This window comes from Anaerospora hongkongensis, assembly GCF_004339805.1.
GTDB classification, from domain to species: Bacteria; Bacillota; Negativicutes; order Sporomusales; family DSM-15969; genus Anaerospora; species Anaerospora hongkongensis.
Map to the genome: position 1 here is coordinate 114874 of NZ_SLUI01000001.1, position 14122 is coordinate 128995.

The 14122-nt window shown below is 45.5% G+C and carries 14 protein-coding genes and 1 tRNA gene; 3 read left to right on the top strand and 12 right to left on the bottom strand.

The genetic code is table 11. The features are described 5' to 3' along the window. The first annotated feature begins 24 nt into the window (after positions 1–24). Positions 25–1782 carry an Rqc2 family fibronectin-binding protein gene (locus EV210_RS00515; RefSeq protein ID WP_132073940.1) on the top strand — a complete coding sequence of 586 codons (1758 nt, stop codon included), beginning with the start codon at positions 25–27 and terminating at the stop codon, positions 1780–1782. Between the two features lie 62 nt (positions 1783–1844). On the opposite strand, the gene EV210_RS00520 is transcribed toward EV210_RS00515, so the two are convergent. Genes EV210_RS00520 through rsmD form a run of 3 tightly spaced genes read right to left on the bottom strand, consistent with a single transcriptional unit; the run spans position 1845 to position 3371 of the window. Beyond that, a complete protein-coding gene (locus EV210_RS00520) occupies positions 1845–2300 on the bottom strand; it encodes an ATP synthase subunit B family protein (protein WP_132073943.1) in 456 nt (151 codons plus the stop codon). 21 nt (positions 2301–2321) lie between these two features. Further along, positions 2322–2804: a pantetheine-phosphate adenylyltransferase gene (gene coaD, locus EV210_RS00525; protein WP_132073946.1), complete on the bottom strand. Its 483-nt coding sequence runs from the start codon at positions 2802–2804 to the stop codon at positions 2322–2324. A 15-nt stretch (positions 2805–2819) separates the two neighbouring features. Then, positions 2820–3371, bottom strand: a complete 552-nt coding sequence (rsmD, locus tag EV210_RS00530) for a 16S rRNA (guanine(966)-N(2))-methyltransferase RsmD (protein ID WP_132073949.1) — start codon at positions 3369–3371, stop codon at positions 2820–2822. 170 nt (positions 3372–3541) lie between these two features. Between rsmD and EV210_RS00535 the strand changes: the two genes are divergently transcribed. Next, complete coding sequence (locus tag EV210_RS00535) at positions 3542–5227, top strand: DUF4127 family protein (RefSeq protein WP_132073952.1); 1686 nt, start codon at positions 3542–3544, stop codon at positions 5225–5227. A 31-nt stretch (positions 5228–5258) separates the two neighbouring features. On the opposite strand, the gene EV210_RS00540 is transcribed toward EV210_RS00535, so the two are convergent. Then, complete coding sequence (locus tag EV210_RS00540) at positions 5259–5969, bottom strand: C40 family peptidase (RefSeq protein ID WP_165898736.1); 711 nt, start codon at positions 5967–5969, stop codon at positions 5259–5261. Positions 5970–6128: 159 nt separating this feature from the next. Here EV210_RS00540 and EV210_RS00545 point away from each other — a divergent pair. After that, a tRNA-Pro gene (locus EV210_RS00545) sits at positions 6129–6205 on the top strand. 43 nt (positions 6206–6248) lie between these two features. On the opposite strand, the gene fusA is transcribed toward EV210_RS00545, so the two are convergent. From fusA to EV210_RS00585, 8 genes are all read right to left on the bottom strand, one after another. Next, the gene (gene fusA, locus EV210_RS00550; protein ID WP_132073957.1) at positions 6249–8309 is read right to left on the bottom strand and encodes an elongation factor G; all 2061 of its coding nucleotides are present in this window, start codon (positions 8307–8309) and stop codon (positions 6249–6251) included. Between the two features lie 324 nt (positions 8310–8633). Then, positions 8634–9134: a cob(I)yrinic acid a,c-diamide adenosyltransferase gene (locus EV210_RS00555; RefSeq protein ID WP_132073961.1), complete on the bottom strand. Its 501-nt coding sequence runs from the start codon at positions 9132–9134 to the stop codon at positions 8634–8636. 24 nt (positions 9135–9158) lie between these two features. Next, positions 9159–9578: a nucleoside-diphosphate kinase gene (gene ndk, locus EV210_RS00560; protein ID WP_132073964.1), complete on the bottom strand. Its 420-nt coding sequence runs from the start codon at positions 9576–9578 to the stop codon at positions 9159–9161. A gap of 26 nt (positions 9579–9604) precedes the next feature. Next, positions 9605–10078 carry a gamma carbonic anhydrase family protein gene (locus tag EV210_RS00565; RefSeq protein WP_243650379.1) on the bottom strand — a complete coding sequence of 158 codons (474 nt, stop codon included), beginning with the start codon at positions 10076–10078 and terminating at the stop codon, positions 9605–9607. 2 nt (positions 10079–10080) lie between these two features. After that, on the bottom strand, positions 10081–11154 hold the full coding sequence (locus EV210_RS00570) for a M42 family metallopeptidase (protein ID WP_132073971.1): 1074 nt from the start codon (positions 11152–11154) through the stop codon (positions 10081–10083). 170 nt (positions 11155–11324) lie between these two features. Next, a complete protein-coding gene (gene htpX, locus EV210_RS00575; protein ID WP_132073974.1) occupies positions 11325–12194 on the bottom strand; it encodes a zinc metalloprotease HtpX in 870 nt (289 codons plus the stop codon). 201 nt (positions 12195–12395) lie between these two features. Then, a complete protein-coding gene (locus EV210_RS00580; protein ID WP_132073977.1) occupies positions 12396–12836 on the bottom strand; it encodes a type II toxin-antitoxin system RatA family toxin in 441 nt (146 codons plus the stop codon). A 15-nt stretch (positions 12837–12851) separates the two neighbouring features. After that, on the bottom strand, positions 12852–14105 hold the full coding sequence (locus tag EV210_RS00585) for an aspartate aminotransferase family protein (RefSeq protein ID WP_207900617.1): 1254 nt from the start codon (positions 14103–14105) through the stop codon (positions 12852–12854). Positions 14106–14122 lie beyond the last annotated feature (17 nt).

The window sequence follows — 14122 nt, forward strand, 5'->3', positions numbered from 1 at the left end:
TGCAAATTACGCCGGAGGATTATTATGAGTCTTGATGGTTTATCACTCTCTGCCCTGATCCAGGAACTGCATCATCAATTAATTGGTGGCCGTATAGATAAAATTTTTCAACCTGACAAGAATACACTATTACTCTGGATACGCCAGCCGCAGGAAACAATTAAGCTATTACTATCAGTTGCAGCCGACTATCCCCGTATCGGCATTACCAAGCATGCACCGGATAATCCCGCTGCCCCTCCTACATTTTGCATGCTGCTGCGCAAACACTTGGAAAACGGACGTATCGGACAATTAACGCAGCACGGACTTGACCGGATTATCATTCTTGATATCGATGTCAGAGCTGAACAAGGTGCCATAACCACTAAGCGGCTGATTATCGAATTAATGGGCAAACATAGCAATATTATTTTCGTTCATGACAACACGATATTGGATTCTATCAAGCGGGTTAACGTATATATGAGCCGTCAGCGGCAAGTACTTCCAGGTCGTCCCTATTCCTTGCCACCGGGACAGGAAAAGCTCAATTTATTTCATACAGCTGCCAGCGAAGTTGTGGAACAGCTCCTAATGCTGCAGCAAGATGCCCTGCTTGCCAAAGGACTTATCCAGACAGTCAACGGTCTGGGTCCGGTTGCTGCGAGAGAAATCATCTGGCGTGCCGGTCTTCCTGAGAAAACTGCAGTGAATGATCTGGATAGTGCCGACAAGCAATCCCTTGTTGAAACGATTGCTGAGCTTACATCTCAGCTTGCCCCCTCAGCGGTTCAGCCTACTGTGGCAGTCAGTGAACAAAATGAATTACTCGCCGTTGCCGCTTTTTCACTCGGCCATTTAACAAAAGCCCGTCAGCTCACCTTCCCTACCATGAGCTTGGCGCTGGAGTTCGCGGAAACGCTGAAAGGACCAAGAAAGCTTCCTGCCAAAGAAGTGCTGGATAAATTGCTGCATTCCGAGCTTACCCGGCTGCAGCGAAAAAAAAGCCTGTTGGAAACGGAATGGGAAGAAGCTTTGCAAGCTGATTCCTGCCGGCTTTTTGCCGATACTCTCATGATCCACCTGCACGATATCCCTGCCAATTCCATACAGGCCGAGCTGCCGGATTTGTTCAGCGAAAGCGGGAACGAGCTGCTGGTTATTCCTTTGGACCCTTTGCTTTCGCCCCTGGCTAATGCACAAAACTATTATTCCAAATACAATAAGCTGCAGCGGCGTCAGCAAATGACGCAGCAGCAGCTAGAGCAATGTATCCGGGAAATCGATTATCTGGAAAGCGTACTTTTTAGCTTGGATGCCGCCGGCAGTGCCGACGATATTAACGAGATTCAGCAAGAACTGGGTGAGGCTGGTTATCTGCAGTTAAAAGGTAAGCCACGGAAACAAGCTGCGCCGGCGGCAGGTAAGCCGACGCAAGTAGTCGTTGACGGTATCCCAATTCTCATTGGCCGGAATAACCGTCAAAACGACTGGCTTACCTTTAAGCAGGCACGGCCCGATGATTTGTGGCTGCATACCAAAGACATCCCCGGTTCCCATGTAATTATCCGCTGCAAAACCGAGGACATTCCGGAAAAGGTCCTGTATACCGCCGCCCAATGTGCTGCCTGGTTCAGCAAAGCACGCAGTTCTTCATCAGTTCCGGTTGACTATACCAGAAGGCGCAACGTAAAAAAACCATCAGGAGCAAAGCCGGGCTTTGTTATTTATGAACAGCAGCGCACCTTGCAGGTAACTCCAGACAAAGCACTGCTTACAGCGTTGTTGGCTGTTGAATAAAATCCTGGCATCCGGACTATGCTATAACGAAAAGAGCCCCCCATTAACTGGAGGGCTCTTACCTATTTTTCCGGTTTGCTTTGCATTAATTCGGCATGACTCTGACGAATAATCTCCAGCGTTTTTTCGAGATTGCATTCTAAATGTTTAAAAACATCGCTGGCATAACTTACAGCATCCTGCTTTAAATCTTCAGCTGACTGACGGGAACAGCTCAGGATTTCCTGTGCCTGTTCCTGGGCCTGCTTGGTAATTACATTTTCATCCGTCAATTTTGTAATATAGCTTTTGGCCTGTTCAACAATTTCCTGTGCATTTTTTTGAGCTTCATCTAAAATCCGCTGCCTCTCCGTAACAATCCTTCCGGCCTCCATCAGCTCTACAGGCAGCGACTCATGCAGTGCATCAATTAAACGCAGCAAATCATCCTCCTCAACTACCCTCCGGTTTGTGAAAGGCACACGGGATGCATTTAGCAACAATGTTTCCATTTCTTCTAAAATCTCATTTGTTTTCATAAATTCCTCTCCCATCGTATTCTAAGCCTCGCGCATTCGAGCAAAAAGTTTCTTTTCGACACAGGGAGGTACAAAACTGCTGACCGAGCCGCCGAATTTTGCCAATTCTTTAATTCCGCTGGAACTAACAAAGGAATACTCACTATTCGTCATCATAAAAACCGTCTCAATTGCCGGCTCCACTTTTTTGATAAGCAGCGCTCTCTGGAATTCGTATTCAAAATCGCTAAGTGCCCGCAGTCCCCTGACAATAATTGTACTTTGCTGCTGCAGGACATACTCGTTTAACAGCCCCGAAAAAGCATCTACCCGTATATTAGGGATATGAGCGGTAGCCATTTTCAGCATTTCAACCCGCTCTTCCATAGCAAACAACGGTTTTTTATTCGGATTATGAAAAACAGCCACAATTAATTGATCAAACATTTTACTCGATCTTTCAAAAATATCCACATGCCCGTTTGTAACGGGATCAAAGCTACCGGGGCATACTGCAATTCGCACTTTGACTACCTCCTGCTACTCCTGTTTTTGGGAAAGAAAGCTGACCATTGTTTCACCATAGCGCTCGCTGCGGATAACGCTTATATTTTGCCAGTGACAATCAATTAATTCGTGACGGGAATGCTCTAAAATCACAACTCCCCCGTCCTTTAAGATATTTGACCCATCAATTCTACTGAGAACTTGTCCCACATATCCTTGATTATAAGGAGGATCACAAAAAATGAGATCAAACCTCTTCCCTTGCAGGATCAACTTTTCTAAGGACCGTACTACATCAGCCCGGTAAATCTCGCATCTGTCGATCAGCTTGGTATGAATAGCGTTTTCTTTAATAATAATGGTACTGGTGTTATCAACAAATATTGCTGTATCCGCTCCTCTGCTAAGTGCTTCCAGCCCCAGATTTCCGGTGCCAGCGAACAGGTCCAGAACGATTGCATCTACAACCAGTGTACCTAATATATTAAAAATTGATCCCTTCACTTTATCTGCAGTCGGTCTTGTATTGAGACCGCGCGGTGCTTTTAATTGCAAGCCCTTCGCACTGCCAGTAATAATTCTCATATGTACCTCAATTATTATACATTATTTTGACGATTTTGGGCAGAAAAAATTAGAAATTGCTATTTTTTTAGCTAATAAAATCCCTTGCATCTGCTTAGGCCAATCACAGCTGTACAGGATTTTGCCTGGAGAATGTCGAATAGATTCAGTAGTTTAAAAAGAGGTGCCGAATGATTAAGCGTACTTTTCTTTACCTCACACTCATTGCTGTCTGTACCACAGCAGCCGTAGGCCTGAATTTCTATTTTGGCACTATTATATCCGGATATCCAGTATATCCTACACAATTACCGGCAAAGAGCAAAGTTCTACTAATTCCCCTTGACAGCCGTCCTCCCTGTATTCAGTACGTAGAACAGCTTGCTGCTCTGGCCCAAATTCAGTTAATTTTACCACCAAATGAATTATTGGACAACTATAATCAACCCGCCCAGCAAAGGGCGCTCCGGGAATGGCTGTCTGGGGCAATCTCCCAGGCTGACGCAGCAATCATTTCAACCGATATGCTGATTCACGGCGGATTACTCGCATCCAGGAATTCACGCGGAACTTCACAGGATATTACGGAAACGCTCAGTTTGTTGCAGCGAATCCATCAGGAAAACCCTCAAGTTAAGCTATACGGCTTTTCTATTATTCCCCGGCTTTTATTATCCGACAGCCTTACAAATGGAACTTATCAAAAATTAGCAGCAAAATATTCCATATTGAAAGATCAGGTCAGTTTATTTGAAAACCCTTTGGATATTGAGATGCTAAGTGAGCTTGAGAAAAAAATCCCTGCCCGTATACTGGAAAACTATCTTACTTTATATCGGCAAAACACGCAGGTAAATCTTCAACTGCTTGAACTTGCCGAGCAAAATATTTTTGAAGGCCTGGTTCTGGGACAAGATGACGGAGTGCCATTCGGACTTCCCAATATGGAAAAACGGCGGCTAAGTTATTATGTTGACCAAAGGCCGTCCTTAGCTGATAAAGTCATCATAACCAGAGGAACCGACGAAGTGGCGTTGACCTTACTCGGACGCTTCGCCAACGCAATGAATCACTACCGCCCGCGCATTTATGTCATGTATTCGGAGCCAGCTGTGCCGGAAATGGTAATGCCCTATATGCCTCATACAATCCGCCGGACAGTACAGGAAAAAATCGCGCTGGTAAACGGTGTGGAAGCAGCCAGTGAAAAAGACGCAGATTTTATTCTTTACATCCATGCCGGCAGCCGTAAGACCACCGCCGGTGCATTAACTGCCGCAGCACAAAACATTGGAAAATTAATAGCCCAAGGTTATAAACTGGCCGTAGTAGATTTAGCAGAAAACTATTATGCAAGTGAAACATTACTTCCTTATTTGATTACTGCTAATGCCGATCTAACTAAGCTGGCAGCTTATGCCGGCTGGAATACAACCAGCAACTCGATAGGAACTGCCGTCACACAGAGTTCTTTGTTCGTCGGCGCGTTGGCGCGTGCGGATGAAACAAACTGGCTGAACCTCTATGTCACCCAGCTTACTTTTTTAAGCGAGCGCTTTGTGGATGACTGGTATTATCAGAAGGATGTCCAATTCGTGGTCAACACAAATTTGCGGGAATTACAGGCCGACCCATATAAGCTCGGCAAATACCATGCACAAACTACTAAATTAATTGATCGTCTGCTAAAGGATCGGGCTCAGCATTTCTTTCGTCACAATATGGCTTACCGCCCTCTTGTGTTCGATTCCCCAGCAGGCAAACGGGATTACCGGTTGACAGAACTGCATATTCAAGCCCAACTGCCCTGGGATCGTACATTTGAAATAAAATTAGCGCCTGAGCTGTCCATCGTGCAGGTGATAAGCAAAGAGTGACAACCAAGTGAAAGCTTGGTTGTCACTCTTTTTATCCTTTTATTACCCTGCGGGCACCTATAAAATTAGTTTGGTAATATTCCGCAGTTAGGGGAGTTATAATCACTTTTCCTGCGGCTGAACTGGCATGGATAAATTTATTTTCTCCTATATACAAGCCTACATGAGATGGTCCCGGCATATAGGTACTGAAATAAACCAAGTCTCCTTCTTGCAGCTCAGAGCGTTTCACGGAAATTCCCACCTCATACTGCTCATCTGCCATACGTGGCAGTTCAAGATTAAAATAATGAAAAATATAATAAATATAACCGGAGCAATCAAAGCCATTCGGCGAATTTCCACCCCACACATAAGGAGTACTGCGCAATTGTTTGGCAAGCGTTGTCACCTGTCTTGCCAGGCGGTTAGGCGCCTGATCCCGGCTGGGACGGATATCGGTATCCCGTAGTGCAGCAAGCGTCTGCTGTCCTGCGACACCATCAGGTGTCAACTTATAATCTATTTGAAAATTGATGAGCGCTCTCTGGGTCTCACTGCCAAATTGGCCATCAACATCACCGGTATAGTAACCATGTTCACTGAGGATCATTTGCATTTTCATTACAAGCTCATTGCACATCCCCACTTTGAGAACGACTGGTTCGGCAGAAGAAGCATTAACGGATACAGGAGCTATCAGTAAAACAAGGGAAACAACGAAACAAATAGTCATAGCAGCGCAGCGAAAACGTTTCTCCATACCATCCCTCCAATATTTGGAAATTTTCTTTACTGAAAGGTTACGTTCGCCATAAGTTTTCATATTCCTGTTGTCAATTTATTTCCATAAAAATTTTCTAGTTTCAGCCTAATGGGTTGACAATAATCTTTTCAATGTGTATACTTTTTAATGTAGCCACGGGGCGTAGCTCAGTTTGGTAGAGCGCACGGTTCGGGACCGTGAGGCCGCAGGTTCGAATCCTGTCGCCCCGACCAAAAAACAAGCACACTATTAAAAAATAGTGTGCTTGTTTTTTTGCTATTCTTCTTCTGTTTTATCTTTCTTGGCACCTGCAATAATTTGCTCAGCCATGCGCTGCGGTACTTCCTCGTAATGAGAAAAACTCATATCAAACGATCCCCGTCCCTGCGTAATGGAACGCAGATTCATTGCATAAGTAAACAGTTCCGCCATGGGTGCCTGAGCCCTAACAACGCCCAACCCTTTGCCAATCGGCTCCATCCCTTGTATCCGGCCCCGCTTGCCGTTTAAGTCGCCAATAACATCGCCCATATTGCTTTCCGGAACAACTACCTCTACATTGCAGATTGGCTCAAGCAAGGCTGGTTTTGCCTGCATGACCCCTTTCTTCAATGCCATTGCGCTAGCTACTTTAAAAGCCATTTCTGATGAATCTACCGCATGATAGGACCCGTCGCAGAGCGTTACTTTTACATCGACCATCGGATACCCAGCCAGAATTCCTCCCCCAAGGGCATCACGTACCCCTTTTTCCACTGCCGGAATATACTGGCGAGGTACTGAACCACCGAAGATAGAATCTACAAACTCAAAATTGCCTCCTGGAGCCAGCGGATCAAGCTGCAGCCACACATGCCCGTATTGACCGTGTCCGCCGCTCTGCTTTTTATGCTTGCCTTCTACTTTTACACTGCCGCGAATGGTTTCGCGATATGGAATTTTGGGTTGACTAAGTTTAACATCAACACCGAACTTGCGCTTCATGCGCTCCACCATGATGTCCAGATGAAGCTCTCCCATTCCGTAGACCAGCGCCTGATGGGTTTCCGTATTTTTCAGCATTTTAAACGTTTGGTCTTCATCCATCAGCCGGTGCAGAGCATTACCGATCTTATCTTCATCGCCTTTATTTTTCGCTTCCAAAGCCATCGTAAACATTGGCTTGGGAAAGGAAATCGGATCAAAGAGGATCGGCTTGTCTTTATCGCTCAAGGTATCGCCGGTACCGGTTTCCTGCATTTTTGCCACAACCGCAATATCACCGGCATAAGCGACGCTCATCGGTTCCTGCTGCTTACCACGCAGCGTATAAACATTACCGATTCTTTCCGTTTTTTCTTTCGATGCATTATAAATTACACTATCCGGTTTTAACTGTCCTGAAAATATACGGATATAACTCAAGCGTCCTACAAAAGGATCCGCCGTTGTTTTGAAAACCAACGCAGAAAAAGGATCAGTCCCTTTTCTTTCACCTGCCGTTTTTGTCAGCGGATGCTGCCCCTTAACCACTCTGTTTTCTGGTGATGGCAGATAATCAACAATAGCATCCAGTGCGGGAACAATCCCAATATTTTTATAGGCCGAACCGCATAATACAGGGAAAATAGCGGCCTGCCCAATTCCTTTGACTAAGCCCAGCCGGATTTCTTCTTCACTTAATTCTTCTCCCTCCAGGTATTTAGCCAGCAGATCATCATCCGACTCAGCAGCCGCTTCCACTAAAGCCTGACGGGCAGACTGTGCCTTTTGCAGCATATCCTCTGGTATTTCCATAAGGGCCGGGGCATAAGCCTTCATACTAACTAAGTCAACAATGCCTTTAAATGTCTGTTCACTGCCAATCGGCAGCTGCAGTGGTACAATGCCCGAACCGAATTTAGTCCTGAGACTGTCCACGACACTATCAAAATCCGCATTTTCTCTGTCCATTTTATTAATGAAGGCAATACGCGGCAGATTGAGTTCTTCCGCATATTGCCACACTTTTTCTGTTTCAACTTCTATTCCGGCTGCGGCGCACAATGTTACCAACACATTATCGGCAGCCCTGAGAGCTCCCTTTACCTCAGCAACAAAATCCGCATAACCAGGAGTATCCAATACGTTAATTTTATGGCCTTTCCATTCACAAAGGGCAAGTGCAGTACTGATTGTTACTTTGCGCTTTATCTCTTCGGGTTCAAAATCAGTAGTTGAAGAACCATCATCCACCTTCCCCAATCGATTAACGGCACCAGAATTAAATAACAACGCTTCCGTGAGTGAGGTCTTACCAGCTCCACCATGGGATACAATAGATACATTTCTGATCTTCTCGCATTTAAACTCTTTCATCGCGAATCCCTCCTGGTTTGTCGATTCTCTACCACACTGTAACTGCTAGCGGGAAACTTATTTTTCCATTTTCTCTGCAAAGCCCAAATTTTCCTTCTTTTCAGTTTATTTTAAAAAATAAATAACCGCCCTCTTAGGCGGTTATTATACCCACTTTAGCAATTTTTACAAAATAATCGCATCAATTTTCGTAACGGTGTGGGAACAGAAAGAACATACCATTTCAATTTCAACCCACTTCGCCTCCTCACATACTGCGTAGCACTTCTCGCTACAGTGTATGCTCAAAAGTGATTTTGGTGTATAATATCTTCCCAAGGTTCGTTACTTACCGTTTATTTCCACACGAGCCAATACGAAACACAAATCAGACAAGCGATTCAGAAACACCAGGCCTTCTCCGGAAAGCTCCTCTTGGCGGGATAAGCGCCAGAGCTGACGCTCCGCCCGACGGGTAACAGTACGGGCAATGTCGAGTGCAGCCGATGAAGCAGTGTCGCCCGGCACTAGAAAACTGGTCAGCGGTGGCAGCTCGGCGTCAAACTTATCGATAAGAACTTCCAGCTGCTGCACTTCTTTGCCGGTAATACGAGGCTCAGCTCCTACACTTGCAACATCTGCCATCAAACTCCAGAGCAGTTTTTGTAAATCATAGATTGTTGTTTTTACTTCAGGATTGACGGCAATCGCTCTTGCCATGCCAAGTGCGGAATCCGCCTCATCTACCATCCCGTATGCTTCTACGCGAACACTGTCTTTATCAACCCGTTCGCCTGTATACAATCCGGTTTGGCCCTTGTCACCTGTTTTTGTGTAAACTTTCATAACCGTTCTCCTTACAAAGAATGTCTAGCGATTATAGATCTCGCCGGCAGTAAAGAAAATGCCGATTTCCCGCTCCGCGCTCGCCGCACTGTCAGAACCATGAATAATGTTGCTGTCAATAGTCAGAGCAAAATCGCCCCGGATCGTTCCCGGTGCCGAGTCAACAGGATTCGTTGCGCCCATCATTGCACGAACAACCGGTACGGCATTTTCTCCCTGCACAACGATAGCCACCAAAGGACCTGATGTAATAAAATTCACTAAGCCATTGAAAAAGGGTTTTCCCTCATGTTCACCGTAATGTCTCTGTGCCAGCTCTCGTGACATCTGCAGCATTTTCAGGCCGGCAATTTTCAAGCCTCTTTTTTCAAAACGGCCAATAATTTCGCCGCATAATCCCTTGTTTACCCCATCTGGTTTAACTAATACTAACGTTTTTTCCATTATAAATCGTCCTTCCCATTCTACCTTTATTTTAAGTAATATTGCAATGACAACTTGTAGTATCCCAGTGCCGAATCCCGGATAGCGGCAATTTCCGCTTCCGTAACTTTACGGATGATTCTGCCTGTTTGGCCCGCCACTAATGACTTTGCAGGAATAATCCGTCTCTCGGCAATAGTCGCTCCTGCACCGATAATGCAATTTTCTCCAATTCTTACAGCATTTCCAATCATGCATCCCATGCCGATTAAGGAATTGTCACCAACCGTACAGCCTTGAAGAACAGCGCTATGACCAATTGTTACATAATTCCCAATATAACAAGGGGCATTTTCGCCGGCCTGTACCGTACATCCATCTTGAATATTGGAATAGGTTCCAACAACGATAGAGCTGGTTTCGCCACGGAGGACGGCCTTAAACCAGATACTGGCGGAAGATCCGATTTCAACATCACCGATTACACAGGCATCACTTGCAACAAAGACGGTCTCAGCCAAAACTACTCTAGTAATTCCTGATAAACAGGATAGTCCAAATTCTTAGCTACCGTTACCAGCAGTCTCACAGCGGACTCATAATCGTCACGATGAATAATGCTGTTATGACTATGAATATACCGGGTAGGAATGCTGAGAACAAGGCTGGGTACTCCTTGTGCGTGCAAATGGATACGCCCTGCGTCGGTACCGCCGCCTTCTGTAAATTCCAGTTGATGCGGTATGTGATGCTGTTCGGCAAGATTGATTACATAATTTCGTAGTGCTGTATGCGGAATAAGACTGGAGTCATAAATGGATATGGCTACACCTTTTCCTAACTTGCTGGAAGCCTGATCATTGGAAACACCTGGAGTATCTCCGGCTACGCATGTATCAATGGCAAACGCGATGTGCGGATCAATAACGGCTGCGCTGGTTTTCGCACCTCTTAAGCCAACCTCTTCCTGAACAGTGCCTACACCGTAAACAGTATTGGCATGCAGCTCATTTCCCAATGCCTGCATAACATCAGCCATAATAGCACAGCCAATCCGGTTATCCCAGGCTTTCCCCATAAGAAAATTTTCATTGGCCATAACAGTAAACGTGCTAAAAGGCACAACAGCATCGCCCGGCCTTACGCCAAAAGTCTCTCTTGCTTCCTTTTCGTCACATGCGCCTATGTCAATGTACATTTCTCTTTTGGGAACAATCTTTTTCCGTTCTTCCGGTGTCAGGATATGAGGCGGTTTGCTGCCGATTACACCGGGAATATCCCCCTTGGCGGTAATAACCGTAACCCGCTGGCCAAGCATAACCTGTTCCCACCAGCCGCCAAGCGTAGTAAACTTCAAATAACCCTCTTTGGTAATAAACTTAACCATAAAGCCTATCTCATCCATATGGCTGGCAATCATAATCCGCGGCTCTTGCTGACTGCCTTGTTTTTTAAAGATAACACTGCCTAATTTATCATAGGTTGTCTCAGTGCAGCCGCTTAACCTATTCAGCAGCAATTGCTTAACCGGCTTTTCAAAGCCGGAAACTCCCGGAGCCTCACTAATCTGCTTTAACCATTCCATTGTCTTATCCAAAATTATATCCCTCCCTATTCTACACGTATTAGTGTACGGCAAAGGTGATACAACTATTCCACTATACCATTATATGGTATAGTGGAATAGTTGTCAAAATTACCGCTAATCTGATAACTTTAAGAAAAAGAAATACAAGCACTTTGCCTTCACAGCAAAGTGCTTGTTTCTTAGCGAACGCGTTTGGCTTGTTCTTTCAGACGGGCAACACGCTGTTCAGTCAGCGGATGAGTGCTGAACAGACTCATCATCCAGCTGCCGGCCCCTGTAAGCGGATTTACGATAAACATATGCGAGGTAGCCGGGGTAGCGTCAGGCAGTACCTGATGTTTGGCATAGTACTCGATTTTTTGCAATGCACTGGCCAGCGCCAGCGGATTACCTGAAATACTGCCGCCCGTTTCATCGGCCAGATACTCACGGGACCGTGAAATCCCCAGCTGAATCAAGGTTGCCGCCAGAGGCGCCAGTACTACCAGAAACACAAATTCAAGGATACCGGAAATACCATTTCCTTCATCATCGCTGCCTCGTCCCATCCCAAAAATCGCTGACCATTGCGCAATATTGGCAATCATTGTGATAACACCGGCGATCGATGCTACAACTGTGCTGATCAGCGTATCCCGGTTCTTAACATGCGACAATTCATGAGCCATAACCCCTTCCAGCTCTTCATACGTGAGCGCACGCATGATGCCGGTAGTTGCAGCAACTGCAGCATGCTCGGGATTACGTCCTGTTGCAAAGGCATTGGGTACATCCGTATCAATAATATACACTTTTGGCATAGGAATCTTAGCTCGTTGTGCTAAATTGGAAACCATGCGGATGAGGTCTGGTGCTTGCTGCGGCGTAACCTCACGGGCACCGTACATACTAAGAACAATCTTATCACTGTACCAGTAGCTGACAAAGTTCATCAAAATGGAAACAACGAACATAATTGTCATTCCCTTAGCGCCGCCGAAGAAACTGCCCACAGCCATCAACAGACCGGTCAACGCCGCCAGAAGAACTGTTGTTTTTAAAGTACTCATTATTTTCCCTCCGTGATAGCATACTTAGGTCTATTTTATTGCATTGTATTTACAAAAAGATGAGTTTTCTTGTCACTCCTCCTCCTTTACTTCCTGTTTTAATTATAAGTGATTTACTTATAATTAACAATAGCCGGAAATCGGGAGAAATGCGCAAAAATAACACTCCTTATTCATTCAGACCAAAGAGCATCACCAGGATTATAAGGGCTTTTCCACACGTTCTTTGATGGCCTTCAACATGTTCTCACTATTCATGCGGACCTTCTTTTTTAAAATAGGATTTAACAAACCTGCAATCATCGGAATCCCGAATTCGAAATCAACCGTCAACTTGATCTCCGTTCCATCCGCAAGGGGGGTCAGAATCCATTCACCCTCCATCTTTTTTAAATCACCCTCAATTTGCGAGTAAGCAATATGCATTTGCTCATCATCAAACGTATCCAGCTCGGTCCACTTAATGATACGCCCATCGACATTAGATACCCATTTGGTAATGGTAGTATTCCCATTACGTTCAATAACAGTCACACTAACCAGATCTTCCATAAAAACAGGATACTGTTCCATCTCTTTCAATATCGGATAAATCTCCTCACGGGAGCATCGTACAGGCAGGGTTACTTCTACATACGGCATAGCACGGTTCCTCCTTTATAGATCCTCAAGCATTTCATAGGCCTGCTCAATGGCATAAGCAAAAGCAACCATGACTTGATCAATCGCTTCCTCTGATATAATAAGCGGTGGTTCTATGCGGATAACCTTGGGATTATTCAAGGTATACGCCACCAATACGCCTTTATTGATTAATTCGGACATCAGGAGTCCGCCTATTCCTTCTTTCGTTAACTCAACACCGATCATTAACCCTTTACCGCGTACTTCCCGAATAACTCCCGGAAATTGATCTGCTACCGCCGTTAGGCGATCCATAAAATATTGTCCTTTTACTGCCGCTTTCTCCACAAGGTTCTCCTCGTGAATGACTGTAATCGTTTCGACTGCCGCGGCGCAGGCTAAGGGATTACCGCCAAAAGTAGAAGTGTGCAAAAACGGACTTGTAATATATTCGGCAAAGATCTGCGGCCGTGCCGTAAATGCACCTATCGGCATAACACCTCCGCCCAGCGCTTTGGCGGTCGTAATGATATCAGGCGTTATCCCGTAATGATCACAGGCAAACATCTTGCCTGTTCTGCCAAGTCCGGTCTGCACCTCATCACAAATCAGCAATGCCCCATGACGATCGCACAATTGTCTGAGATAGGGCAAATACTCATCAGGCGGAACAATAATACCGCCTTCTCCCTGGATTGGTTCTACAATAACGGCAGCCGTATCCCTGTCAATAATCTCTGCAATAGCAGCGGCATCACCAAAAGGAGCATGAGTAAAGCCGCTTAACAGAGGCTGAAAAGGATCCCGGAAAAGATCACGTCCTGTTGCGCTTAATGCGCCGAGTGTCTTACCGTGAAAAGAATTGACGGTAGAGATGATCTTATTCCGGCCGGTGTGTGCCCTTGCCAGTTTTAATGCGCCCTCCACCGCTTCCGTTCCGCTATTGCCAAAAAAAGAATATTGCAGATCACCAGGTGTAATCTTCGCCATTATTTCTGCCAGGTCAGCCATCGGTTTATTAAACAACACCTTACTGGACATTGGCATGCAATCGATTTGGGCCTTTACCGCTTCCACCACACGGGGATGACGGTGTCCGAGACTGAAAACACCGTAACCTCCCAAGCAATCTATGTATTCTTTTCCATCATTATCCGTAATCACGACTCCGTCAGCCTGCTGCTCAATTGCCGATAATCCCATAAACCGAAATAACCGGGCAACAGCTGGATTGATATACTTCTCGTATTTTTCAATTGTTTCCTCAACAACTCGCTCTTTTTCCACGCTTATTCCTCCTGACT